The following is a 26,662-nucleotide window of genomic DNA, read 5'->3' as shown; positions in this document are numbered from 1 at the left end:
ATTATCCAATCTCTTTTTTTTATTGTCCATTTTGTGGTTGGACTAAAAACAACAGCTTTAAAACCAATGGGAAAGGCAAGCTGGACGAAAAAATCACGTCCCTCTCTCCAAGACCATGCAGGTAAACTCATTCACTACCAAGACTATAAAAAAACGGGGGCGTAGGAATTGGCTAAACAAGAATTAAAAAGAGATTTAAAAAATAGACATGTACAACTGATTGCAATAGGAGGAACCATTGGCACCGGATTATTTTTAGGTTCCGGAAAAGCCATACAATTGGCAGGTCCTTCTATTTTATTTTCCTATCTTATAATAGGGATTGCCTTGTTTTTTGTGATGAGGGCACTAGGTGAATTGCTCTTATCCAATGCAGGGTATGCATCATTCACTGAATTTGCAACCGAATATGTCGGTCCATGGGCCGGCTTCGTGACAGGCTGGACATATTGGTTCTGTTGGATTATGACCGCAATGGCCGATATCATAGCTGTCGGCGTCTATATACAATATTGGTTCGATATCCCTCAATGGATTCCGGCTCTAATATGCCTGGTCATTCTTTTAGGATTGAACCTATTGACCGTTAAGTTATTTGGTGAATTGGAATTCTGGTTTGCCATCATTAAAGTAATTACGATCATCGCCTTGATCATCGTGGGAATCATCCTTTTGATCATCGGCTTCAATACCAATACCGGAACGGTTTCCCTAACCAACCTATGGAATCATGGGGGCATGTTCCCCAATGGCATTTCCGGATTCCTGTTATCTTTACAACTGGTCGTCTTCTCATTTGTCGGTGTCGAATTGGTCGGGGTTTCCGCAGCAGAAACGGCAAACCCGAGAAAGAACATTCCATCTGCCATCAATAAAATCCCTGTCCGGATTTTACTTTTCTATGTTGGTGCACTATTCGTCATTCTCTGCGTCAACCCATGGACACAACTGGATGCCACGAGCAGCCCATTTGTAGAGGTCTTTGCGTTAATCGGCATTCCTGTCGCTGCAGGGATCATCAACTTCGTCGTTTTGACTTCCGCTGCTTCTGCATGCAACAGCGGTTTATTTTCAACGAGCCGAATACTTTATATGTTAAGCAGGAATGGCGAAGCCCCTGCTAAACTGGAAAAATTAAATAAACAGGCTGTTCCGGGCAATGCCTTATTAACATCCACAATCGTTGTATCAATAGGGGCATTATTAAGCAAGCTGATACCGGAACAGGCATTTACTGTCGTGACGACCATCAGTGCCATCTGTTTCATATGGGTATGGAGCATTATCTTGATCTCCCATATCAAATATTCGAAAACAAGGCCTGACCTAAGAGCCGAATCGACTTTCAAGGCTCCTTTTACACCCTTTGTCAATTACGCCATTTTAGGATTATTCCTGTTCATCCTTATTGTTATGCTATTCGCTGAAGCTACACGACTATCACTGCTCTTGACCCCAATCTGGTTCATACTCTTGGTGATACTATATAACTATCGAAAAAAAAGATAGCTAAAGGAAAAAAGCCTTGAACTCACTATGAATTCAAGGCTTTATCTGTCTTATGAACATATCAGGGTTCGGCTGTCTGCGCACAGTTGCTCAAATATATCAGGCAACTGCATTAAATTTTATATCAAAATAGTGTAAGCTAATATATATTATCGGACCTTTTCCGTCATGTATGAATTTTTCATTCCGGTTTGGTTCACCCATCCATCAGTGGCATTAAAGAATAAACCCCATTGGTGGGCGTTTCACTTTATTAAAACGGAGGGGTTTGTTTATGAAGATTATATATATTCTTACTCTAGTTCCTTTTATAGGCATACTAGGATTTCTGCCTTTTGTTAATAAAATAGAACCATATGTATTAGGGATGCCTTTCAATATGTTCTGGATGGCTATGTGGGTGGTCCTTACCTCTGCCATACTGGGCATCATGTATAAGCTGGATCCCAGGAATCGGGAAGGTGACCAGGAATGAATATTGCTCTCTTAATCATTTTAGCATTTTTACTTCTATCGATATTTTTAGGCATACGCTCTTCAAAAGGAAAAGATATGGACTTGGAACAATGGACGGTGGGCGGACGCGGTTTTGGTGCGATATTCGTCTTTCTGCTGATGGCCGGGGAAATCTATACGACCTTCTCCTTCCTTGGCGGCAGCGGCTGGGCTTATGGCAAGGGCGCACCCGCTCTATATGTTCTAATTTACATTACTTTGTCTTACGTATTATCCTATTGGCTCCTGCCGGAAATTTGGAGATATGCCAAGGAAAATAAACTGATGTCTCAATCCGATTTCTTTGTAAGCAAATATAAGAGTCCCGGTTTAGGAGTTTTGGCTGCGCTTGTCGGTGTGGTGTCGATGATTCCAGTGATCGTCGTGCAGCTGAAAGGATTGGGGATCATTGTCTCAGAAGCATCTTATGGTGCCATCTCTATGTCTGAGGCAGTTTGGATGGGGGCGATCAGCCTTACCATTTATGTGATGATCTCCGGTATACACGGATCAGTTTGGACAGCGGTCATTAAAGATATCATGATGGTTGCCATAATAGGATTTTTGGGGATTTATCTGCCGATTCATTACTTTGGCGGATTTCAGCCGATGTTTGAAGCGATTGATGCGGCCAAGCCTGGTTTTCTAAAGTTCCCAGATCAGGGACTTAGCGTATCATGGTTCATCTCCACGGTAATATTGCTCGTATTCGGTTTCTATATGTGGCCCCAGGTTTTCAGCGCTGTTTATTCAGCACGCAGCGGCAAGGTATTTCGAAAAAATGCCATTATCAGCCCATTATATACACTCATGCTGTTATTCGTCTTTTTCGTTGGGTTTACAGCTATATTGAAAGTGCCCGGACTCGTTGGGGCAGATGCAGACCTCTCATTGCTGCGCCTTTCGATTGAGACCTTTGAACCATGGTTTATAGGCATAATCGGCGGAGCTGGATTGTTGACCGCATTGGTGCCGGGATCCATGCTTTTGATGAGCGTCGCTACACTGCTCGCGAAAAACGTCTATAAGGAATTTGCACCTGCAGTATCCGATCGCCATGTTGTACGATTGGCAAAGTTCCTTGTTCCAGTCATTGCCCTTATAGCCGTCTACTTCACCTTAAACGGCGGCGAAACGATGTCGGCATTAATTCTTATGGGATACAGTCTCATCACACAGCTTTTCCCGTCCCTTCTCTTTAGTCTGAAAAGGAACAATCCGATCAATAAATTTGGCGCAATTGCCGGCATCATTACCGGATTGGCCATCGTAATCTGCATTACACTCAGTCAATCGACAATAGGGACCTTGTTTCCATCCTTGCCACAAGCAGCGAAAGATTTGAATGTGGGAATCATCGCATTGGCAGTCAATTTCATTGTGATGATGACGGTAAGTCTTGCTTTCAGAAAGCACGCGGTTCAGTTGGAACCTAAATCCGTTAACGATATATGAAGGTTATTTTGGATAATAAACATCGGAAGGCTCAGTCAAAAGACTGAGCCTTCCTTATTATCGACATCCAAAGCATAATGTCCTTTTTCTCAAGATTGATTATAGGAAGTCTCATTTTAGACTATTAATCTTTTCTGTTTATAAACAAATCCCCTATTTTAACTAATAAATACAATGAAAAAATAATCATCAAGGCTCTGGATACTACCAGGCCATCAATAGCTAAGTCATATCCACCTCTTAATAAGGCTTCCGGATTAAAGCAAAAGGTAATCGATATTACGAAAGCTATTAAAATCAGGATAACACCGAACTGAGATCTATTTGACATTTACATTCCGCCTCATATTATATATTTTACAAATAATAGCATTTTTATTGGAAATAATCTACATTTATTGTCAATAGGGATATCTCAGTTGCAATAAAAATCCAAAATAAATAGCCACCCTAATAAAGAATGACTATATATCATGAAATATGAAGCTTTCTCAGTAAAATGCTAATGCTTACGAGCCAAATACTCGAATTTCACGCTTTTACTCGTGAGTTTCATGCGCGTTAAGACTCATTTCCTTTATACCCCGTACCTTTAATAATCCACTAAAGCCTTCCTGCCATCATTCAATGCTTTGACCATTTCCTTGTATTCCTGCAAATCTTGTTCCAGTTTTTGTTTTCTATTTACAATCATTCTCGTAACCTCTTTAGGGGAGGGCCCGCCTTGAATGCTTCTAATTTCCACAAAATACTCGGGGGAGATTATTTTTTTCCATTCATCTTCTGCTATGTTCACTGAAACGAATTCATTGATGATCTTGTTGATTTCTTGCGTGTCCCAATCATATAGCTCTTTCCCTTCACTAATTGACCGTTTTGCAATTGTACTTGCTATGGAGTGGGCTTTTCTAAAGGATATGTCGTAATCTCTTGATAGGGTATCCGCTAATTCAGTAACCGTTATACAGGATTTTGCGGCCATTTTCTTTGTGTGTTCTTCATTTACTTTCAAGGTCGACATGACGGCATACATTAGTTTCAGGACACGTCCTGCATTCGAAAAAGCCCGATATAAATGCGGCTGTAAATCATCTTCCGTATCGACGATATCACCAAATGGTGTATTGTGGATCATATTCATTGCAGCAAGTGCATCACCATACGCACTGCTTGCAATCGAACGGGAATGTTCAATGGAGACTGGATTTCTTTTTTGCGGCATGATGCTGCTCACTTGAACATAAGGGTCCGCCACATGAAAGGTTCCAAACTCCCTTGTCACATGCTGCAGGAAATCTTGAATCCATCTTCCGGTATTGACCATGCACGTCATGATGGCAGTTGCGGTTTCCAATAAATAATCCGCCCCGCCAATCGAGTCATAGGAATTCTCAATCACCGAATCAAATCCAAGCAGTTCAGCCGTACGGTTCCGGCTGATCGGAAAACCGGTGGTCGTTAACGCGGCCGCGCCCAAAGGGGATTGGTTAACCGTTTCATAGGCTGCCCATAACCGGCCAATATCCCTTTGAAGCACATCATATATTGCCAAAAAGTAATGTCCTATCGTAGTTGGCTGAGCCGGTTGGGTATGCGTATAACCAGTAATATAGGTTTCTGTATGTTTTTCAGCCTGCACCAAGAATGCCTCACTCAAATTGTATGCATAGCCAATCAATTGAAGCAGATGACCTCTCAAAACAAGCCGGTACATCGCAACGCCCATATCATTACGACTGCGGCCGATATGAATCTTTCCTGCAAGCTCATGACCGATTTCCTCACCGACCTTTGCCTCCATCATGAAAAATAAGTCCTCGAATTGGGGCTGATAGGTCAACTGCGCGAGATCTGTTTGAGCCACTTTCCGAATCCCATCAAGCATGGTTTTCGCCTCTTCTTCTTTAATGATCTTTTGTTCCGAAAGCATGATGACATGTGCCCGATGAATATCGAACATTGCATGAAATAAGTAATCTCTTTGATCATTAAAAACAGGCATCAGAAGCTCTCTAGCATATGTTTTTCCGGGAAAGGCACTACCTTCATTTTTGATAAATTCTTCAAGCCTGCTCATCTTTGAACCTCCGATTTATAAAGCTTTTTCCGCTTTGATTCCAAAAAACTTGTTCGAAATAAAGAGAACGATTACAATCAGCGTGATTTGAATCATCCCATAGGCAGCTGCCTGCCCCATATTGAACATCCGAAGCTGATTCATGATTTCAATGGATATGGGCCTGTTTGAAATTGTGTACAACAGGACCGAGGTCGGGAATTCCCCCACAGATTCGATAAATGCCAATAATGTCCCTGATAAAACACCAGGCATAATAATCGGGAATATGACTTTTCTGAAGGTATAAAACCACTTTGCCCCCAAGTTTCTTGCTGCTTCTTCAATCGAGTCATCCAGCTGCTCCAGAACGGCGTTAGTCGAACGGACAACGAGCGGAATATGCCTGATGAAATAGGCAAGCGGCAAAATCCAAAATGTTCCTACCAATATTTGACCAAAGGAAAAAATGCTAGGTTCATTGAATGCGAATATCAAGTTCATCCCTATGACCGTTGCAGGCAACGCCCAAGGAATCATGACTAGAATATCGACAAAGCTTTTCCCGACGAATTTCCGTTTAACAAGTACATAGGACGCTATGACCCCAAACACCAGATTTGCCAACGTAGCAATAACCGCCATCAGTAAACTATTTCGTAACGGTTTGAAGATATTAGGGTCTTCAAACAAAAGCCGGTAATTTTCCATATTAAATACTGTTGGATATGTTTGAAATGTCCAGGTTCCATCCGGCACTAGTGAAAGCAATAGAATCGTAAAGTGCGGTAAAAGCAGAATAATTACGCCGATGATACCCGTTAAGACCATCACCCATTTCATAAACGGGTTCTTCACTTCATTCCTGTGTGCGCCAATTCCTTTCGAAGCCATGCGATAATCCTTCCTATTCTGATACCAACGCATGAATAATAGAAATGAAATCGAAACGATGGATAGAATGACGGATTGAGTAGCGGCAATTTCCATATCACCATTGATTTTTGAAAAATAAATTTGCAGGCTCAACACCCTGTATCCGCCAGCTAATAAAAACGGGGCACTGAAAGAAGCCATCGATATCATGAAAACAAGTAGAGAAGCGGCAACGATGGCAGGTGTCAATAATGGAAATGTAACCTTCCAAAAAACCTTGATTTTATTTGCACCTAAGTTATAAGCCGCTTCTTCAAGGGACGGATCTATTTTATTGATTGCAGCTGATACGGTCATATAAAAATAAACATACATCGTATAGGCATGCACGATAAGGATTCCCGATACCCCGCCAATCTTGAATGGAACCTTCTCGAGACCAAACAGGTCCTTGATGGCATTTGGAATCAATCCCGATTCTCCATATAAAAACATAAAGGCCATGACCCCTACCAATGATGGAAGGACAATCGGCAAAATCGCTGCTGATGAAAAGAAGCTTCTGCCGGGAAAATCGTAACGGTTAAAAATGAATGCGAGCGGAATGCCAATCAAGGCACTGACCAATACACTCAATAAGGATATATAAACAGAATTCCATAGAGCCTCTAAGTTCGTTTTCGATTCCTGTACGAAGAAGTCCTGATAATTCCCAAGGGATATCGTTCCTTCTTTTTGCAGACTTTCTATAAAGGTCCTCAACGATGGATAGAGTACATAAGCTATGAGCACCAATGCAACTGGTATAAGGAGCCAAACCGTCAATCTCGTATCACGATTTTTAATCATGGCGCATCACCGCTTATGACAGGGATAAGACGCAGCTGTTTCTCAGGAAGCTGGACATACACTTCCTTTCCTTGATAAAAGTATCCAAAATCATAAGTGTTAAATACGTCGACCCTTAGTAACACGTCTTGAACATCCACCATGACATTCACAACAGATCCAAAGAATTGGACGGAATTTATTTTACCTTTAAAGATATTCTTTCCTTCCTCGGTCACATCCAGAAATCTGATTGCTTCAGGACGAATCGAAACAGCAAGGTCATCATCAGTCTGTAAGATCGAAATTCCTTCTCTAGCTTGATTTGGTACATGCAATTTAATCGGTTGTTCACTATTTTTAAGGGCAACCTCTATATTATCTTGTTGGACTTTTTCGACTTGAACGGGCAATAGATTAATCTCGCCTATAAAACTCGCCACAAAATCATTGGCCGGCCGATTATAAATTTCTGCCGGTGTCCCGACCTGGTGACATACACCATAATTGAACACAGCTATCCGATCACTCATGGATAATGCCTCAGCTTGATCATGCGTGACATAAATGGTGGTAATCTTATAATCACGCTGCAGCCTTAAGATTTCCACTCTCATTTCATCACGAAGCTTGGCATCCAGATTACTTAATGGTTCATCCAGCAGTAATATTTCCGGTTCAATGACCAGTGCTCTTGCAAGGGCCACCCGCTGCTGCTGCCCTCCGCTTAACTGGCTCACTTGACGATTCGAGTAGCTCTCCAGCCTGACCTTTTGGAGGGCATCCAGCACTCTCCTCTTTAAGTCAGCAGAAGAAACCTTTCTCACACGCAAGCCAAACGCTACATTTTCAAAAACAGTCATGTGGGGAAAGAGGGCATAGTTTTGAAAAACCATGCCTGTATTTCTTTTCTCCGGAGGTACACGCGTCATATCTTTGTCGCCAAATCGGACGACACCTTTTGTTGGATAATAAAAACCGGCAATCATCCGAAGCGTTGTCGTTTTACCGCAGCCGCTTGGACCAAGAAAGGTAAAAAACTCCCCTTCTTTGATGTCCAGATTTAAATGGTCAACAGCTATCGTTTTCCCGAAGGCTTTTTGGACATTCTCTATTTTTATTGACGCCATCCCAACGACACTTCCTTATTCTTTAATTTCTTTATCTCCACTTTTAATATTTTCGTCCCAGTATTTCATCCACTCGTCACCTTTTTCCTCGAATGCATTCCAATCAATATCCATCGCTTTAATTTCCGTTTCCGTGATCCATTCAGGTAAATCCTTCACATCACTTCTGGTCGGAATTCTGTAAAATTCTTCTGCCAATGTTTTTGCGGCTTCTGGTGAATTCACGAACTCATAAAAGGCTTCAGCCGCTTTTGGATGCTTGGCACCTTCAACGATGGCGATACCTTCTGTCAATACAGGTGTTCCGCTTTCCGGAATGACGAACTCAAACGGATAATTTTTATTTTCCTTCAGCATGACAACATCCGGCATTGCCCAAACGGAAAGTGAGCCCTCTCCTTTGGCTACCTTGTTATACATCATTTCCGGGTTTGCTGAATATTCCTTTGTGTTTTGGTCGAGCTTCTTTAACCAGTCATACCCTTCTTTTGGATCATTTGTATCCTTATACGTCCGATAGATCATAGCAGAAAAAATTGTCCTCATCGTTCCTGAGGCTAACGGATAGCGGATGATGATTTCATCTTTCCACTTCGGATCAAGCAGCTCATCCCAATCTTTCGGTACCTCGTCTTTTGATAGTTCTTTGCTGTTATACATGATGACTTCCGGTGTCTGGCTCGTTCCCGTCCAATACCATTCCGGATCGTGGAATCCTTCATCGAGACTATCGGAATAGCTAGGCTTATAAGAAGCCAGCAGCCCATCACCCTTTGCTTGATTGAAGTTCGTGGAAGGTGCCCCCCACCAAACGTCTGCCTGCGGATTACTTTTCTCTGATCGAACGCGGTCAAGGATTTCCTGGGACCCCATATCAAGCCACTCAACATCAATACCATACTCATCTTCGAACTGCTTTTCGAATTTAAATAAAATATCTTTGCCATGCGGTGAATAAACAACGATTTTATCTTCCAGATCACCCTTTTTTCCCTTGGCACCGCCAGCATCCGAATTCGTTTTCGTATCTGTACCGTTACATCCCGAAATCAATAGTGCTGCCGATAAGGCCATTACTGAAACAAGCGACTTTTTCCTATTTTTCATTAATACTCCCCCTCATCCCGAAAATTCAAAATGCCATCATGCTCCCTTAAGAATAAGGAAACCGCTCCTAGTACTCCTGCGTTTTCTCCAAGTTGTGAAGTTTTCAATTCTACTAAACTTGGAAGATATCGATCAACGACCTCCCGAATTCTAGGTAAAATGTATTCAGATGAATTTAATACACCACCTCCTAAAATGATCACTTCTGGATTTAGCAAACTAGCCGCATTGACAATTCCGCACGCTAAATGTTCGATGGCTTCATTTATGACGGCCATTGCAGTCGTGTCTCCTTTTTTTGCTGACAAAAAGGCATCCTCCCCCGATAGTTCGGAAGATTTGGCCCGTTCGAATAAAAGATGAAGAGGATCCTTGAGAACCTCCCTTGTAAAATGACTGCCTATCGACTTTCCTCCTGCGACACTTTCCAAATAACCGTATCTATTGAAAATCGGCTTGAATTCACGCTTCATATCCTCTTTGTCCGTTACCATATATCCCATTTCCCCAGCTGCACTGGAAGCCCCTCTGTATAACTGGTTATTCAAGATAATACCGCTTCCTATCCCCGTGCCTACCGCAATGAACAGCAAATTCCGCTTATTTTGTGCATTACCCAGCCACTGTTCACCTAATGCAGCCGCGTTTACATCATTGTCCAGAAAAATCGGGAAATCAAAATACCGCTTCGCTTCGGCTATGAACGGATATTGTACCCAGCCTAAACTCGGTGCCTCTATTACTAATCCGCTTGCCGTTTGCGTTATACCAGGAATCCCGACTCCCATTCCCAATATCCTGCCTTTCGCAATCTGGTTCTTTGCAATTAACCGTTCCGTTTCAATCGCCATTTGTTTAAGAAGTCCTGAATGTAAATAAGTGTTTGTTGAAAAACTAGTGTCGGCAAGAATGTTGCCGCTTAAATCACTTAAAATGATTTTCACTTTCGTCCCGCCTATATCGACCCCAATGATATAGGCAGCCTTTTCATTAAAAAAGAGCTGGATGGGCCTTCTCCCGCCTTGAGAGGAGGATTCTCCTATTCCTTTCTCAAATACCCATTTCTCCCTTATAAGTTCATCCACAGCCAGAGAAACAGTTGGTTTACTTAGCTGAAGCTTAACGGCGATTTCAGCTCTTGAAATGGGCGAACATTCCTGGATGCATTGAATGATTCTTTTTTTATTTACATATTTTTGATGACTGGGTGTTCTTTTAAAACTCATCACATCACGGCCTTACATCATTTAGTTAGTAAATCTTACTAATTAAGTAAAAATATAACTTAAAAAAATTCAGTACACAAGTTATTTTTCTGAACATTTAAAATGTTCAACCTTTAATAGTTACTTCGAATCATTTACATTTATAACCATTAATGCTATTTATTAGATAAGTTTTTTTCGTCTGGTTAGTTAGAAAATATTACTAACCTACATTTTTTTAGGTGTCTTATAAAGTTGAAGGGGGTTAAAAAATTAATGAAAAAAGCTCTGTTATCGCTGCTTTCCCTTTTGTTGGTTCTTGCATTATTGCCGCTTGGAGGTAGCGCTGCAAATCCTGAGGAAGCAAACGTTGAGTTATGGAATGCGGTCAAGCCGCTCGAGACGACCGTGACATTCTTGAACAGCGGTGCCCATCCAGATGATGAACGCAGTGACTTTCTCGCATATCTATCGAGAGGGTTAGGGGTGAAGACCTCCAGCCTGATTGCAAACCGAGGTGAAGGCGGACAAAATGAAATTGGGGATGAACTGGACAATGCTCTTGGAATCATCCGTTCGAGGGAAATGATTGAAGCTGCGAAAATCACCGGGGTTAAGGCCTATCATCTAAGTGAAACTACCTCAGATCCCATTTATGATTTCGGCTTCTCTAAAACACCAGAGGAAACATTAGAAAAATGGGGCGAAGAACTCACCTATGAACGGCTTATCCGCTTTATTCGGACGTATCAGCCGGATATATTGATGCCATCCTTTCAAAATGATGCTACCCAGCATGGACATCATCGAACAATGACAATCTTAAGTGAACGTGCCTTTAAGGATGCGGCCGACCCAACTGTGTTTCCGCAACAATTGAAACAAGGGCTATCGGTATGGCAAGTGAAAAAGTTATATTTGCCCGTTTCCTCGGCAGATCAAGCAACCACTTCGATTGAAATCGGTGAATATGACCCAATATACAATATGACTTACCCACAGCTTGGAGAACAATCCCGCTATCTGCATAAAAGCCAAGGCATGGGTTCTGATATCCCGGCAGCACCCCGCCAGATTCATCTGGATTTGAAGCAAAGCGCCGTTGATACAAAAAACCAGTCGGACCTTTTTGCAGGTGTACCTTACAATTTTACTGAATGGACTGAAAAACTCCCCCGCTCAGCTTCAAAATTAAAAGGTGAATTTAAATACCTGCAACGGAATTTGGACGCTGTTATTGCGGCTTATCCAAATGAAAAACGTGTTTTTTCAATATCCCAAAATGCTCTCTCCAATGTTCGTTCAATTACCGCGCAAGTCAAAAAGACAAAGCTAAGCCCTGCCATTAAGAACGACTTGCTTCATAAGCTCTCATTAAAAGAAGAGCAATTGCAAAACGTCAGTTATGTCTCCTCAGGACTCGAAGTTCAAGCTAAAGCAGCTTCAAAGATCCTGACGAAAGGTCAAAAAACGCACGTAACCGTAACCGTGAAGAATAACGGGAAACAAACCTTGAAAAAAGTCTCTGCTGCATTGAACGTGCCTAAAGGATGGAAGACCAAAACAAAAGCTAAAGATGTCAATCTGGCACCAAATAAATCAGCGACAATGACCTATCTGGTTGAAGTCCCTGAAGATGCAGCCTATTACCATGCCTATGATCAATCAACCATTACGACCAGCATTTCTTATAAATACGGCAGCACAAAAACTTCCATCAAGGAGGAAGTGGATGGAACGATCGCTGTCCTTCCCGACGTTGGCCTTACCCTATCTCCTGAAGATATCGTCGTAAATACAGCAGATGTAAAAGAGGAAGTCCCAGTGACGGTAACCTTGAAAAACTATACAGAAGGAAAAGCATCGGCAAAGGTCGCTTTAAAAGTCCCTGAAAATTGGGGAGTTCATCCCCAAAATGCCACTGTATCATTTAAAGAAAAATCAGAAGAAAAACAAGTGAAGTTCACCCTCAGACCACCGAAGACAATACAAAATGGTGAATATCAGGTGAAGGCAGCTGCTACTGTCAATGGGAAAACCTTTGATTCGACCATTCAGGAAATTTCCTATGACCATATCGGAACATTCTATTACCAATACCCAGCAGCTATCAATACCGTTGCATTTGAGCTTTTGAAGCCAGCTTCATTAAAAGTGGGGTACATTGAAAGCGGATTCGATAAAGTGGCAGATTACTTAAGCAATGCAGGGCTGAACATTACGAAGTTAACTGCAGCTGATTTAGCTGAAGGTGATTTAAGTCAATATGATACGATCGTTACAGGCATCCGTGCCTATCTATCAAGGGAAGATTTAAAGGCAAATAACGCGCGCTTACTTGAATATGTGGAAAACGGCGGTCATCTCGTCGTGCAATACCATAAACCGGGTGATGGTTGGGATGCCATGAAGACTGCTCCATATCCTCTTACCCTCGGGAATCCTTCCATTCGCTGGCGGGTAACCGATGAAAAAGCCACGGTAAACGTGTCGAAACCAGAATCAGCGCTTTTTAACTATCCAAATAAAATAACAAATGATGACTGGAGCAATTGGGTCCAAGAAAGAGGATTGTATTTCCCAATGGAATGGGATGAACGGTATGAGACATTCATTTCCATGGCTGATCCAAATGAAGAACCATTTGATGGCGGAATCCTCATGGCCAAATACGGTAATGGCACCTACCTCTACACTAACCTTGTGCTATACAGGCAAATTCAAGGCCAGGTTCCAGGCGGATATCGAATCATGACGAACTTGATTAGTTACGGTGCCAAGTAAATAAAGAAGAAACCTATGCATGTGTCGAATGCATAGGTTTCTTTTTTTGATGTTTGCCAATTGAAGCCATCGCCTGACCGATTCCTGCTCTAAAAACCAAAAAAGTTATGCACAAAGACGAGGGAAAGGCTCATGCGTTTGGGTTTCCCCTCATTTCCCGCATTCCTTTGTCCACACTTCATGCACAACCTCATTCATGATTTACCATGATCTCTTATAGGCATCCAGTTAAAGCACTTTGCTCAAGAATGCTTTCGTTCTTTCGTGCTGAGGGTTACCGAATAATTCATTCGGCTCATTTTCTTCCACGATATACCCTCCATCCATGAATATCACCCGGTCCCCGACTTCCCGGGCAAAGCCCATTTCATGCGTAACAACGACCATTGTCATGCCTTCTTTTGCAAGTTGTTTCATTACCTCCAAAACATCGCCGACCATTTCAGGGTCAAGGGCCGAAGTCGGTTCATCAAATAGCATGATCTTCGGATTCATCGCCAATGCCCTTGCGATTGCGACCCGCTGTTTTTGTCCGCCGGAAAGTTCCCCTGGATAGCTATTTGCTTTTTCCTTTAGACCAACCTTATCCAATAACTCAAGCGCTAACCTTCTCGCTTCTGCTTTATCGGTGGCACGAATTTTAATAGGACCCAAGGTTATGTTCTCCAAAACGGTTTTATGAGGAAATAGATTGAAATGTTGAAAAACCATTCCAACTTCTTGCCGGACTTTGTTTATATTGATTTTCCTTTTAGGATCGGTTATATCATGTCCGTTAATGACCACCTCACCGCCCGTAACTTCCTCAAGGAGATTCAGGCAACGAAGGAAGGTACTCTTTCCAGATCCAGAAGGGCCTATTACACAAATTACTTCCTTTTCCTGCACTTCTGCGTTGATATCTTTTAAAACCTCGACAGTTCCAAATGATTTTCTCAGGTTTTTTACAGTTATGATACTCATCGAACTTGTACCCTCCTTTCTATGAAATTAGCAATTAGGGTTAACAAATAGATGATGATAAAGTAGATCACACCAACTGCCAGCCAAATCTTGAATGCTTCAAAGGTTGCCGAAGCCTGAATCTGACCTTGCTGGGTTAAATCGGCTATTCCAATGACGGATAATAGAGAAGTGTCTTTCAAGCTGATGATCGATTGGTTCGTAATGGTAGGGAGCATCCTTCTGAAGGCTTGCGGAAGCACGACATACCTCATTGTTTGAGTTCCAGTGAACCCGATGGATCTTGCCGCTTCCGTTTGTCCTTTATCAATGGATTGTATCCCTGCCCTTATTATTTCAGCAAAATATGCCCCTGCATTGATTGCAACGGTAATTATACCAGCTGTTGTACTGTCCAAAGAAATCAAATTCAGTGAATTCACACCAAAATAGATAAAAAATAACTGAACGATGAACGGTGTCCCTCGTATTGCGTCCACATAAACCTTTGCAATCCAGTTCAAGATTTTGATGGGGGCAAGTCGCAGCAATGCGACAAGTAAACCAATCAAAAAACCTAGGATAATGGCAATCACAAAGATATAAAGTGTCACCTGAAGTCCTTTTAATAAAATAGGCAATGCCGCAACAATTATATCCATTTCTTTCACCCCTTTGAAAAAGAAAGCGCGCCATAAGCGCGCTTATTGAGCTTTAATCTATTGTTTATTCACCAAGATACGTTTTTATAATTTCATCATACGTGCCGTCTTTTTTAAGATTGGCAAGACCATCATTTATTTTCTTCAATAAATCCTCGTTTTGCCCTTTCAATACAGCAATTCCATATTGGTCACCATTCAAACGGTCACCTACGATTTTCAACCCAAGATCTTTTTGGGCGATCGCATAGGAGATAACCGGGTAATCTTCTATAAGGGCATCGGCGTTGCCGTTGGCCACTTCCTGGAACATCGCTGGACTATCATTGAATTGAACAACTTTAATTCCTAGTTTCGTAGCATTATCCTGTGCATATTTAGCACCGGTTGTCCCTTTTTTCACTGCTATGGTTTTTCCTTTAAGATCTTTAACAGTTTTAGTACTTGTATTCTCTTTTTTAACAACTATCGTTAATCCTGCATCAAAATACGGTGTTGAGAAATCCACTACCTTTTTTCTTTCCTCTGTAATGCTCATTCCCGCAATGGCCACATCAAGCTGATTGGCTTGCATAGCCGGGATGATTCCGCCGAAATCCATTGGAGACAATTTGATTTTAAAATCCTGGTCTTTTGCGATTGCATTGATCAATTCAATATCAATGCCTTTATATTCGTTCCCCTCTTTAAATTCAAAAGGAGGATAAGTCGTATCCACACCAACTTTATATACCTTTTCAGGTTTCTTTTCCTCACCTGCATTTTTTTCTTCATTGGTGCCACAAGCCGAGATAAAGATAGTTAGAATCAAAAACATACTAAGTAAACCAAGTTTCTTCATTCAAATCACTCCAATTCTTAAATTATACGTGATAATAAATAATTCTCCCTATAATATAGCATAAGAACAAAGTATTATAATATGAATTTTTAGAATAAATATTATTTTCTCCAAATAATTTTTATGGATGTTTTTCCTAATATTGTTTCAGTGATGGAAAATAAAAAGGATATGGAATCCTTCACTATAAAAACAGCCGGTCATGCCTTTAAAGTTGTTTTTTACCAGGGGCAGTTTTGAAACCCCCATTAGGAGACAACCCTTTAAGATCATTGGAAGCTTGATTTTCGATTTTAGGCCCTCCAATATGTTCTTCAGAAGAAATATAAAAAAGAGCCTCGATTAACAAACTGAAATCGAGGCCTTCTAATCAATAAATATAGATTCTAGACTAGGTCTAGTTAGTCCTCGTCGGAAGAGAACGAAAACGTGGATGCTCAGCAAGGATAGAGCCTCTCATTTGTTTAATGACAGGATGTTCTGACGAAAAAAACTGATCCTTAGAATCGTAAAGCTCGATTAATTCTCCTTTTTCCAGTACACCCAAAGTATCAGAGATTGAATAGGCCGCTTTAATATCATGTGTAATAAAAAGATAAGATAAGCCGAAGTCTTTTTTCAACTCACTTAATAATTCTAAAATTAGTGTTTGATTAACCATATCCAGACTGCTTACGGATTCGTCTAAGACGATTAGCAGTGGCTTAAGAGAGATTGCTCTAGCAATATTAATTCTTTGCAATTGTCCACCGCTAAATTGGTGTGGGTATTTTTTCAAATCCTTTTCACTTAGGCCCACTCTTTCCAATAACTCAATAACCGTTCTTTTTTGTTCGGCTACGGTTAGTTTTTCATAGTTTCCTAATGGCTCGCCTATAATACTCTCGGCTGTCATTCGTGGATTGACAGATGAATACGAATCCTGAAAGACGACTTGTAGATCTCGGCGTATCTTTTGTCGAGTAAGCTTATCAGCCGTATAGATATCATGCCCTTGAAACAGAACCTGTCCTTGCTGTGGACGTTCTAAGCCAAGGATCACTTTTCCTAATGTACTTTTTCCAGCTCCACTCGTGCCAAGTAGTCCTAAACATGTTCCTTCGTCTATAGAGAGGGAAATGTCAGTGAGTACTTTTTTAGAATGCTCTTTCCATTTAAAAAACGCATGAGAATTATAGCTATGAGTTACTTCTTTTACTTGTAATAAACTCATTTGTTCCCCCCTCAAAAGAATGCAATCTATATATCACAACATATGGGTGATAGGTTCTTCATGGTTTAAGATAAGGCGGGCATTTAGCAGTTTCTTTGTATACTCATGCTGCGGATTATCAAATAATTCAAATACATTTGCAGTTTCTACAATTCTGCCATGTTGCATAACGACTACATCATCTGCCATTTCAGAAATGACTCCTAAATCATGAGAAATGAGTAAAATGGATGTTCCATATTCAGAACGAATTTTATCCAAGTGGCGAAGTACTTGTAATTGGTTATGAACGTCGAGTGCAGTTGTCGGCTCATCAGCAATAATAACGGTAGGATTTAAACAAGCAGCCATCGCAATCATCACCCGTTGAAGCATACCTCCACTCAATTGAAAAGGGTAGCTTTTTAATAGTTTCGCGGGATCTGGCAGGTTTACATTTTGCATCGCATCGATGGCAAGCTCTTTTGCTTGTTTTTTATTCAATGAGGTATGAGACCTAATCGTTTCGATAAATTGATTGCCAATTGTAAAAACAGGCGTAAATGCATTCATCGGATTTTGCATAATAAAGGCAATATCCTTGCCGCGAATTTCACGTATTTCTTTATCGTCTAAACCATTCAATTCTCGTCCTTGGAGGGTAATGCTACCTTCAATGGTCGTTGTTCTCCGATCAAGAAGCTGTAGAATGGACATACTCGTAACGGTTTTACCACTCCCACTTTCCCCAACAAGCCCCAGTACCTTCCCTTTTTCCAGTTCAAAATTAATATCCTGAACGAGGGTGGAAGCACCATCTTTTGTTTTTACTTGTACATGTAGATCGCTCACTTTTAATACATTCGATCGTTCTGTTCCCAATCTTCTCATTCCTTTTTATTAACGACGTTTGACTCCAAAACGTTCTGATAGCGCTTCGCCTAATAAATTGAAGGTGACGACAACGAGCATAATCATCAAACCTGGATATAGCATTAATTCTGGATTCGTCCGAATATACGATTTCCCTTCATGAATCATTGCTCCCCATTCTGGTGTAGGGGGTTGCACACCTAAACCTAGAAACGACATGGCCGATATATCCATGATGGCCCAACCCATTTCTAATGTACCCATAACAGCGAGCGGCGGAAGAACATTTGGAACGATATGTTTCTTTATTATCTTCCATTGAGAAGAACCGCTTATTTTAGCTGCAGCTATATAGTTTTGTTCTTTCAGACTAAGTACCATTCCTCGGAAAATTCTCGCATAATACACCCATTGCACAAGCATCAATGCTAAGATGACCTGTTTAAGGCCAGGTCCCAAAATACCTACAAGTCCAAGAATGAGCAAAAGATTCGGAAATGCCATAACACCATCACAAAGTCTCATTAGCACCTGGTCCACCCATCCACCTTTATAACCAGCAATGGTTCCAACAATCAAGCCGATGCCTAAAGATGAGATAAAGATTAATGTGGCAAATCCTAACGAAATGCGAGCTCCATATAAGATGCGTGATAACGTACATCTTCCTAAATGATCAGTTCCCAATGGATACTCAAAGGAAGAGGGCTGTAGTTTATTAGCTAAATTGACTGCAATAGGATCATTAGGTGCAATCCAAGGAGCCAAGATGGTAATGATAAATAGGAAGCTCAATATTATCGAACAAAGGACAATCACTTTCTGACTTTTCATCATAATACGAAGACTTGTTATCATTGACGTTGCCCTCCTTTTCTGGAGATGCGTGGGTCGATACACATTTGAATAAGGTCAACAATCAAGTTGCTAAAAATGAATAGTCCCGCTGCTAAAAGCACATAGCATTGAATGACCGGAACATCCCGATTAAAAATAGCTTCAATGAAATAACGACCGAATCCTGGCCAGGAAAAAACCGCTTCGACGATAATGGTTCCAGTCAGCAGCTTTCCTAAATTCATCCCCAGTCCAGTAATCATTGGGGATATGGCTATTCTCAATACATGTTTTCCCATAATGACTTTTTCATGAATCCCTCTTGTGCGAGCAAAAAGGACATAAGGTTCCTGTAAATTTTCAAGAACGCTAGCACGTAATAGTCGAGTATACAAGGCTATTAATGGCAAAGCTAAAGTAACGGAAGGGAGAACCAGATGTTGCCAAGTCCCAATTCCTTCAACAGGGAACAAGTCGAGTTTAACAGAAAAGAAAAAAATCAATAAATAACCAAGCCAAAAAGAGGGGATGGATGCCCCGAAAAAAGAGAGAAGGCGACTAAAATGGTCAATACCGCTGTTTTTCTTTATGCCTGCCAAAAATCCAAGAGGGACACTGACCAGGATAGCTAATATGATGCTACCTAAAGCTAACTGAATGGTCGCTGGCATTCGATAGGTAACCTCGTCCCAAACAGGTTTATTCGAAAGATAAGATATGCCAAAATCAAATTGGCATATCTTAATAATAGAATTTACATATTGAACATGGAGGGGTTGATCTAAGCCAAACTCATGTCTTTTCTGTGCCAATATCTCATCTGTAGATTGGATATGTGCTGCAGATAAATATGCCTCAGCTGGGTCCACTGGTGAAAGGTGAATCATTCCAAACGTTAGAAGAGTGGCCAAAAGAAAGATGGGAATAATGGCCATAATTCGTTTCAAGATATAAGTGCCCATGATAACCCTCCTGTAACTTACTTCTCGATGCTAATTCCTGTGAATGGATGTTCATCCCGGTTAGCAGGGAATGTAAAATTAGATACATCTTTTTGGTAAACAGCTATTTTCTTAATATAAGAAATAGGCACAATCGCTCCTTGGTCTTGCAGTGATTCCAAAATGGTTGAGTAAAGTTCTTGACGTTCTTTTTCATCTGTTGTTCCAGGAACATCTGCAATTTGTTTTAACAACTCATCTCTGTTCGGATAAGATGAAATGGCTTCGTTAAAACCAAATCCTTCTGAACCAACGACATTTACGAAAGTATGTGGATCATATGGAGCGCCATAGTTACTAAAGAAATTCAATTCAAAATCATTAGCTTTGAATCTTTCAATTTGTACCGTAAGCTCAACTCCAACGATATTTAATTTAACACCCAGTGCCGCCCACTCAGATTGTAATGTTTCGGCCATTGCTTTTTGAATCGATTCTGCAGAGTCGTACATTAACTCGATTTCAAGCGGCTTTCCGTCTTTCTCACGAACGTTTTTTCCTTTTGGAAGCTTCCATCCTGCTTCATCTAATAAAGCTTTTGCTTTTTCGACATTATAATCAATCGCTGTTACATCAATGTCTGAAGTATACGGGAAGTTTGTCGGTAAAATGAAATCTGCCTTCTCTTCCAACCCAGAAGTAACTCCGTCAACCATTGCTTTTTTATTAAATCCATATTGTAACGCTTGACGAACACGTAAATCTGAAAGTTGTTCTTTCTTCGTATTCATAACTAGTTGTCTTGTCGCAACCGGATCAGAAATACTAGTCTCATAGTTACCTGTTGTTTCTAATTGTTTGAAAGCATCCAGACTGATAGCACCTTCACCATAAATTAGGTCCAGGTCACCTTTTTCAAAAGCAAGAACACGGGTTTCAGCATCAGGAATGATCTTGACTTTGATTTTCTTAACTTTAGGGAGTTCACCCCAATAATTTTCATTGCGTTTGAAAATAGCATATTCATCTGCTTTATGTTCTTCCAAAATCCATGGGCCTGTACCGACTGGTTTTGTAACACCTTTAGAAGTGTCACCATCTTTAGGGAATCCAGCATCACCTAAGAATCGGACTGGACGAACGACGGCTAACTCTTGAATAGTAGGATAATATGGCTCCTTTAATGTTAGTTTAAATGTGTTTTGGTCAATTACTTCCGTTTGATCCACTTTCGTAATAAAGCCCAACCAACTATGTAAATCAACATTTTTCAATATAGTATCAAAGTTCTTTTTCACAATTTCAGCATTAAAGCTCGTACCGTCAGAAAATTTCACATCTTGACGGAGGTTGAACGTATATTCCTTCCCATCCTTGGAAATTTCCCAAGATTCAGCTAAATGCGGCTTCAGCTCTCCTCCATCTTGGTAGCTAACCAAAGGTTCATATATCATTGATGTAGCGAATAATTGAGAAGGATTATAGACATGCGGATTCATTTCACCTATATCCCTCGGCCAAGCCAAAGTAAGCATGTCTTTACTGTCTTTATTTGAAGTTGAATTTTCTTTTGATTCATTTGTACATCCAAGTAAAAGCGTTGATAAAATTAAAACGATTGCGGATATAAATAACACTTGTTTGCTTTTTCTTCTTTTTGACATAACATTGGTGCCTCCAGTACCATATTGAGAATCATTTTCAATTCTAATGAGTAACTATATTATTGTCAATATAATGTCGAAATTCTTGAAAGATATAAATATGTTTTGTTAGAAACATATAAACTCAAAATCCTTTTCTGTGGTGATGCTGCTCCAAATAATTTATACTACGTCCCAACAAGCCTTCAAATGCCCCACGCACCCGTACGTCCTACCATGCCTCCTGACTATAAAAGATTCTATTAAAGAAGGTCAACCAGTAATTTTTACTGGTTGACCTTCTAATACGAACTCCCCGTTCGATTTGTGATCGAATTAAGATTCGTTGATTTGTACTAAAGCAGCAATATTGCGATAGGTGCAGTAATAATTAACGTGATGAGCGTCCGTTCAAACCAGATTACAATCAACTTCGTAATGCTGATTGGGATTTCGGTTGATAGGATACAAGGGATCGTCGCTGAAAAGAACAATATGGATGATACAGATACCACGGCAATAATGAACTTAGTTACCAGAGGTGCTTCTACTACGAGAAGCGCCGGCAGGAACATTTCTGCAATTCCTATAGCTGAAGCTTTTGCAGCCAAAAATGGTTCAGGTATTTGCAATGCCCAAGTAAATGGGTAAAAAAGATAGCCAAGTAAATTAAATACTGGAGTATACTCCGCTAATACAAGGCTAATGAGACCAACCGATAAAATGGACGGCAGAATGCTCATTGTCATAAGAAAACCGTCCTTTAAGTTATCCCATAAATTTCTGCCAAGACTTACGGAATTGTTTGCTCCAACCATCGCACTATACCAGGCATTTTTGAGAAGTCCTTCTTTGATAACCTCTTCTGGATCGGCATTATCCGAATAATAATCGTCACTCATTTTATTTAATGGCCAAATACGTACGGTAATGGCAGTGACAAGGTATGTTATCCCTAAAGAAACCCAAAAGAAAAGGGACCATATGTCCATAAGCCCGAGAGTTTTTGCTACAACGATCATGAACGTTGCTGAAACGGTTGAAAAACCAGTTGCAATAATAGCGGCTTCTTTAACCGTGTATTTTCCTTCTTTATATAGTCGATTCGTAATAAGCATACCAATGGAGTAGCTTCCTGCTAAATCGGCGACCATATCAACTGCTGAACGCCCCGGCGTTTTAAATATCGGCCTCATGATTGGCTGCATCAGTACACCTAAAAATTCGAGAAGCCCGTATCCAATGAGAAGCGCCAAAAATAGAGCACCAAAAGGAACGACAAGTCCTACAGGTATGACAAGTTTTTCGAAAAGGAAAGGACCCATACTTGGGGCCATTAACCATTCGGGCCCAATCTTGAAATATATTAAGATCGCAACAACAGCACCTATTACTTTTAAAAAGGAAAAAACTATTGATACCTTATCCTTGCTCCAGCTTTTTGAAATAAATGGATAAACAGCTCCTAATAGAATGACAATAAGAGCATAAATAGGAACGGCTGACGGCAAGGTTACTTTGATCCATGTTACTATATGATCAATTGGTATGCTTGAAACACCATTTATGGTAATAGGAATAAAAAACATAAAACTTCCTATTAAACTATATACTATAAACTTCAGTATATTAGTAGTTGATTGAATTTGCGGCTTCTCTTGTTTCGTATTTGTCGCCACATTTGGTGATCCCATAATTATTCCCCCTATTATATAATACCCATATCCGATCCTCGTGCATTGTTAGGATTCCCCAGAGTTTCACCCTCTTCCAGCTCTTATTGAGGATTCGAAGCAAAACACTTCCAGTTATGTGCCGCTTTCCAATCCCGCCTTACACCGCCATCTGGGTGCTCAGCTATATTCCGGTCGTTCATTAATATGGGAAGTACTGTCTTTTGTATGCAATCCTGTTCCTTCATAAAGTCGTTATTCCATTTATTGTATCCGCTTTCATTTTGATAGACCTCCTCGTTATTTAACATTCATTGTATACTGAAAATTCTAATAATAATTTTATTTTTTGATGATTATTTTATAATTTATTTACAAAAATTCATCTAATATTGTTCATTTTATAATCTATATTAAATTAGAGCGAAATTTAATAGCAAAATGCTTGGTTTTGAAACTTAAACTGATTGTATGGTCTATTAAACTTGGGCAGATGAAACTCAATGGAATTCTCAACGATCCGCCCCTTTTTTTGCATAAGAAAAAGAGCCCTGAACGTTATTTTAAACAGTTCTCTTTTGCTTCTTACTCCCTACTTGGGTAAAAAATAGTTTTTTTACACTTACGTTTATTTAATTGTTTAATTGGGGAAATATAAATTTAATCGATGATGACTTGAAAACTAGGATGGGTATGATGAGAATTAAGGTAAAAAAAATAATATATTACCTGATTAAATTAAGAGGTAGAATCTTTATACCATTTGCCATTTTATACATATTAGTTGCTGCGTATGTTGCTTTTTCTATTGAGCCACAGACGTTCGAATCATATTTAACCTCAGTTTACTGGGTTCTTACAACGCTTGCTACGGTTGGTTTTGGGGACTATGCACCGGTCACCGATCTTGGAAAAGCATTTACCATTGGTCTTTACATCACGGGCATTGGGCTTGTTAGTCTTTTTATTGGAAAAATCATTAAATCTGTATATCTTATCGAAAAACGTAAAGTTGGTGGAAAAATGAAATATACAGGTAAAAATCATATCATTTTGATTGGTTGGAGTGATAAGTCAAAATCAGCACTCCAAGAAATTTTTAAATCTGATGAAACCATTGATATTGTAATCATTGATAACTTGGAAAAAGCTCCTATGATGGAGGAGCGTCTGTTTTATGTTCGCGGGGATGCCACCGATGAAGAAACATTACTCCGTGCAAATCTGCCTAAAGCAAAAGGCGTTATCATTTTTGCTGACCAAATAACACAAGATAATTATGCTACAAAGGATCCGTTACTTGTCGATGGAAAGACATTATTAGTTGCCACTGCCATAACGGCCATTGAAGAAAAAACAAATACGTCCATCCATGTCACAGCCGAGGTGATCAATCAAAAGCATATTCGTTTATTCGAGCGTGTAAAGGTGGATGAGTTTATTCCTACGCAAGAAATGATTTCCCACGCAGCAGTACGATCATTATTTTCTCATGGAGTCACCCACATGTATTCAGAACTTATGAGCACGAAATATGAGGAAACTATGTATGAGATTCCTAAACAAGATGAATGGCTAACCTATCGTGATGCGTTTATAGATCTTCTTAACAAAGGAGCCACACTGGTAGCGGATCGTGGTGATCTGAACATAAACCAAAAATTAGATGCACGAATTCCTGATGATGCACAGCTTTTCATTATTTGCGATAAAGAGACCATTTCCCAAATAAATTCAAATGCACACATTAGAAGCAGAAATCTTTAGGGATGCTATAATAGCATCCCTCAGTTTGTAGACAAAAGGGTTCTATCTAAAAGTTAAAAATAAGTCGATTGGAGCGGGTGTAAAGCGCGTCTAGGGGAGACCCCGCAGGCGCAAGCCGAGGAGGCTCCCGGACCGCCCGCGGAAAGCGAGTGCCCTACGTTCCAATCAACATCCAAATTGTACAAGCCATAATCTCAATTTTCTTCGAGTTTGCCTACAAATAAGCATTCTTAATTGAATAGGCTTTAAAACAAAAAAAGAACCTTCAATCAATGATAGATTAAAGGTTCTGTTGTTTTTAATTTCAATGTTGCTTCAGTATCCAAAAATTAACTATAAACTAACTCTTTTTTTTTGCTTAGACCAAGCGTCTCTGATGTTGAAGTTTGAATTTCGTGCAGAAGCTCTGTATTTTCCATTAGTGACTCTCCATAAGAAGGAATCATTTCTTTAATTTTCGGTTCCCACTCTTTCATACGTTGCGGGAAGCATTTATTAATTACCTCAAGCATAACATGAACAGCAGTAGAAGCCCCTGGAGAAGCACCTAGCAATGCTGCAATCGAGCCATCGGATGCACTGACAACTTCCGTACCAAATTGAAGTGTACCTTTGCCGCCTTCAGCAGTATCCTTGATGACTTGTACACGTTGGCCAGCTACTACTAATTCCCAATCCTCGCTCTTAGCGTTCGGGATGAACTCTCGTAACTCTTCCATGCGCTGTTCCTTCGATAACATAACTTGCTGGATCAGGTATTTTGTCAATGGCATCTCTTTTGCGCCTGCGGCCAACATAGTTAAAACATTATTCGGTTTTACGGAAGTTATTAAATCGAACATTGAACCTGTTTTTAAGAACTTCGGAGAGAAGCCCGCAAATGGTCCAAATAGCAACGATTTTTTATTATCGATAAAACGTGTATCAAGATGCGGAACAGACATTGGTGGAGCACCAACTTTAGCTTTTCCGTATACTTTTCCATGATGCTGCGCAACAACTTCCGGATTATTACATACCATGAAGTATCCGCTAACAGGGAATCCGCCGATATGCTTCCCTTCAGGAATACCGGATTTTTGCAGCAGATGCAAGCTTCCGCCCCCGCCTCCGATAAAGACGAATTTAGCATTATGGCGTTCTACGCTGCCAGTATCGACATTACGCACTTTTAATTCCCATGTGCCATCGCTAGCCCGTTTAACATTATCAACACTATGTTTATATTTGATATCGACGTTTTTAGTCTTTAAGTGGTCAAACAACATGCGTGTCAAAGCACCAAAGTTAACGTCTGTACCGTAATCAATTTTTGTTGCCGCTATAGAATCATTTGATGGACGGTCTTGCATAATAAGTGGAATCCATTCCATCAGTTTTGCTGGGTCATCGGAAAACTCCATACCTTGGAACAGAGGATTTTTTGACAGCGCTTCAAAACGTTTCTTTAAGAACGCTACATTTTTATCCCCTTGTACCATACTCATATGAGGCAATGGCATGATAAAGTCTTGCGGATTATCAATCAACTTACAGTTTACAAGATACGACCAAAACTGCAATGAAACTTGGAACTGTTCATTAATTTTAATTGCTTTGCTTATATCTATAGATCCGTCAGATTTTTCGGATGTATAGTTAAGCTCGCACAGTGCAGAATGACCCGTACCCGCATTATTCCATTCGTTAGAGCTTTCTTCTCCTGCGTTTGCAAGCTTCTCAAATACTTTGATTTCCCATTCCGGTGCTAACTCTTTCAGTAATGATCCCAAAGTCGCGCTCATGACTCCGCCGCCAATTAAGATAACGTCTGTTTGTTTCTGTATGTTGCTCATTATAACCTTCC

At 40.4% G+C, this 26,662-nt stretch carries 22 protein-coding genes; 5 read left to right on the top strand and 17 right to left on the bottom strand.

Annotation, left to right across the window (positions count from 1 at the left end):
* Nucleotides 1-168 precede the first annotated feature (168 nt).
* The 3 genes from ABOA58_RS03285 (at nucleotide 169) to ABOA58_RS03275 (ending at nucleotide 3,459) form a co-directional block, all read left to right on the top strand.
* On the top strand, nucleotides 169-1,509 hold the full coding sequence (locus ABOA58_RS03285) for an amino acid permease (protein WP_350301187.1): 1,341 nt from the start codon (nucleotides 169-171) through the stop codon (nucleotides 1,507-1,509).
* A gap of 274 nt (nucleotides 1,510-1,783) precedes the next feature.
* Nucleotides 1,784-1,984: a DUF3311 domain-containing protein gene (locus ABOA58_RS03280; protein ID WP_048685209.1), complete on the top strand. Its 201-nt coding sequence runs from the start codon at nucleotides 1,784-1,786 to the stop codon at nucleotides 1,982-1,984.
* Nucleotides 1,981-3,459, top strand: coding sequence for a sodium:solute symporter family protein (locus ABOA58_RS03275; RefSeq protein ID WP_350301186.1), 1,479 nt, complete (start codon nucleotides 1,981-1,983; stop codon nucleotides 3,457-3,459). Before ABOA58_RS03280 ends, ABOA58_RS03275 begins: the two co-directional genes overlap by 4 nt.
* Nucleotides 3,460-3,583: 124 nt before the next feature.
* On the opposite strand, the gene ABOA58_RS03270 is transcribed toward ABOA58_RS03275, so the two are convergent.
* From ABOA58_RS03270 to ABOA58_RS03245, 6 genes are all read right to left on the bottom strand, one after another.
* Nucleotides 3,584-3,790, bottom strand: a complete 207-nt coding sequence (locus ABOA58_RS03270) for a hypothetical protein (protein WP_350301185.1) — start codon at nucleotides 3,788-3,790, stop codon at nucleotides 3,584-3,586.
* 261 nt (nucleotides 3,791-4,051) lie between these two features.
* Nucleotides 4,052-5,536 carry an argininosuccinate lyase gene (argH, locus tag ABOA58_RS03265; protein WP_350301184.1) on the bottom strand — a complete coding sequence of 495 codons (1,485 nt, stop codon included), beginning with the start codon at nucleotides 5,534-5,536 and terminating at the stop codon, nucleotides 4,052-4,054.
* Between the two features lie 15 nt (nucleotides 5,537-5,551).
* Nucleotides 5,552-7,240, bottom strand: coding sequence for an ABC transporter permease (locus ABOA58_RS03260; RefSeq protein WP_350301183.1), 1,689 nt, complete (start codon nucleotides 7,238-7,240; stop codon nucleotides 5,552-5,554).
* A complete protein-coding gene (locus tag ABOA58_RS03255; RefSeq protein WP_350301182.1) occupies nucleotides 7,237-8,349 on the bottom strand; it encodes an ABC transporter ATP-binding protein in 1,113 nt (370 codons plus the stop codon). Before ABOA58_RS03255 ends, ABOA58_RS03260 begins: the two co-directional genes overlap by 4 nt.
* 15 nt (nucleotides 8,350-8,364) lie before the next feature.
* Complete coding sequence (locus ABOA58_RS03250) at nucleotides 8,365-9,456, bottom strand: extracellular solute-binding protein (RefSeq protein ID WP_350301181.1); 1,092 nt, start codon at nucleotides 9,454-9,456, stop codon at nucleotides 8,365-8,367.
* The gene (locus ABOA58_RS03245; protein ID WP_350301180.1) at nucleotides 9,456-10,682 is read right to left on the bottom strand and encodes an ROK family transcriptional regulator; all 1,227 of its coding nucleotides are present in this window, start codon (nucleotides 10,680-10,682) and stop codon (nucleotides 9,456-9,458) included. Before ABOA58_RS03245 ends, ABOA58_RS03250 begins: the two co-directional genes overlap by 1 nt.
* A gap of 255 nt (nucleotides 10,683-10,937) precedes the next feature.
* On the opposite strand from ABOA58_RS03245, the gene ABOA58_RS03240 reads away from it, so the two are divergent.
* Entirely contained in the window at nucleotides 10,938-13,445 is a 2,508-nt protein-coding gene (locus ABOA58_RS03240) for an NEW3 domain-containing protein (RefSeq protein ID WP_350301179.1), read from the top strand.
* Between the two features lie 228 nt (nucleotides 13,446-13,673).
* Here the strand turns inward: ABOA58_RS03240 and ABOA58_RS03235 are convergent, their stop codons facing one another.
* From ABOA58_RS03235 to ABOA58_RS03190, 10 genes are all read right to left on the bottom strand, one after another.
* Nucleotides 13,674-14,408, bottom strand: coding sequence for an amino acid ABC transporter ATP-binding protein (locus tag ABOA58_RS03235; RefSeq protein ID WP_101224851.1), 735 nt, complete (start codon nucleotides 14,406-14,408; stop codon nucleotides 13,674-13,676).
* Nucleotides 14,405-15,049 carry an amino acid ABC transporter permease gene (locus tag ABOA58_RS03230; RefSeq protein ID WP_076370951.1) on the bottom strand — a complete coding sequence of 215 codons (645 nt, stop codon included), beginning with the start codon at nucleotides 15,047-15,049 and terminating at the stop codon, nucleotides 14,405-14,407. The genes ABOA58_RS03235 and ABOA58_RS03230 overlap by 4 nt, the downstream gene beginning before the upstream one ends.
* Before the next feature lie 64 nt (nucleotides 15,050-15,113).
* Entirely contained in the window at nucleotides 15,114-15,890 is a 777-nt protein-coding gene (locus ABOA58_RS03225; RefSeq protein WP_137017804.1) for a transporter substrate-binding domain-containing protein, read from the bottom strand.
* Nucleotides 15,891-16,287: 397 nt separating this feature from the next.
* Nucleotides 16,288-17,103: a nickel import ATP-binding protein NikE gene (gene nikE / locus ABOA58_RS03220; RefSeq protein WP_350301178.1), complete on the bottom strand. Its 816-nt coding sequence runs from the start codon at nucleotides 17,101-17,103 to the stop codon at nucleotides 16,288-16,290.
* A 33-nt stretch (nucleotides 17,104-17,136) separates the two neighbouring features.
* Entirely contained in the window at nucleotides 17,137-17,964 is an 828-nt protein-coding gene (gene nikD / locus ABOA58_RS03215) for a nickel import ATP-binding protein NikD (RefSeq protein WP_350301177.1), read from the bottom strand.
* A gap of 18 nt (nucleotides 17,965-17,982) precedes the next feature.
* Nucleotides 17,983-18,813, bottom strand: coding sequence for a nickel ABC transporter permease subunit NikC (gene nikC / locus ABOA58_RS03210; protein WP_063234728.1), 831 nt, complete (start codon nucleotides 18,811-18,813; stop codon nucleotides 17,983-17,985).
* Nucleotides 18,810-19,754 carry a nickel ABC transporter permease subunit NikB gene (gene nikB, locus ABOA58_RS03205; protein WP_350301176.1) on the bottom strand — a complete coding sequence of 315 codons (945 nt, stop codon included), beginning with the start codon at nucleotides 19,752-19,754 and terminating at the stop codon, nucleotides 18,810-18,812. The genes nikC and nikB overlap by 4 nt, the downstream gene beginning before the upstream one ends.
* Nucleotides 19,755-19,771: 17 nt before the next feature.
* A complete protein-coding gene (gene nikA / locus ABOA58_RS03200; protein ID WP_350301175.1) occupies nucleotides 19,772-21,397 on the bottom strand; it encodes a nickel ABC transporter substrate-binding protein in 1,626 nt (541 codons plus the stop codon).
* 335 nt (nucleotides 21,398-21,732) lie between these two features.
* Nucleotides 21,733-23,070, bottom strand: coding sequence for a YjiH family protein (locus tag ABOA58_RS03195; RefSeq protein WP_350301174.1), 1,338 nt, complete (start codon nucleotides 23,068-23,070; stop codon nucleotides 21,733-21,735).
* Between the two features lie 83 nt (nucleotides 23,071-23,153).
* Nucleotides 23,154-23,360, bottom strand: coding sequence for a hypothetical protein (locus tag ABOA58_RS03190; protein WP_350301173.1), 207 nt, complete (start codon nucleotides 23,358-23,360; stop codon nucleotides 23,154-23,156).
* Between the two features lie 382 nt (nucleotides 23,361-23,742).
* On the opposite strand from ABOA58_RS03190, the gene ABOA58_RS03185 reads away from it, so the two are divergent.
* The gene (locus ABOA58_RS03185; RefSeq protein WP_350301172.1) at nucleotides 23,743-24,816 is read left to right on the top strand and encodes a potassium channel family protein; all 1,074 of its coding nucleotides are present in this window, start codon (nucleotides 23,743-23,745) and stop codon (nucleotides 24,814-24,816) included.
* Between the two features lie 329 nt (nucleotides 24,817-25,145).
* Here ABOA58_RS03185 and ABOA58_RS03180 read toward each other — a convergent pair whose 3' ends face one another.
* Entirely contained in the window at nucleotides 25,146-26,651 is a 1,506-nt protein-coding gene (locus ABOA58_RS03180) for a malate:quinone oxidoreductase (protein WP_350301171.1), read from the bottom strand.
* Nucleotides 26,652-26,662: the final 11 nt, after the last annotated feature.

It is taken from the genome of Peribacillus frigoritolerans (assembly GCF_040250305.1).
In the GTDB taxonomy this organism is placed as follows: Bacteria; Bacillota; Bacilli; order Bacillales; family DSM-1321; genus Peribacillus.
This window is presented reverse-complemented; position numbering and strand designations above follow the sequence as displayed.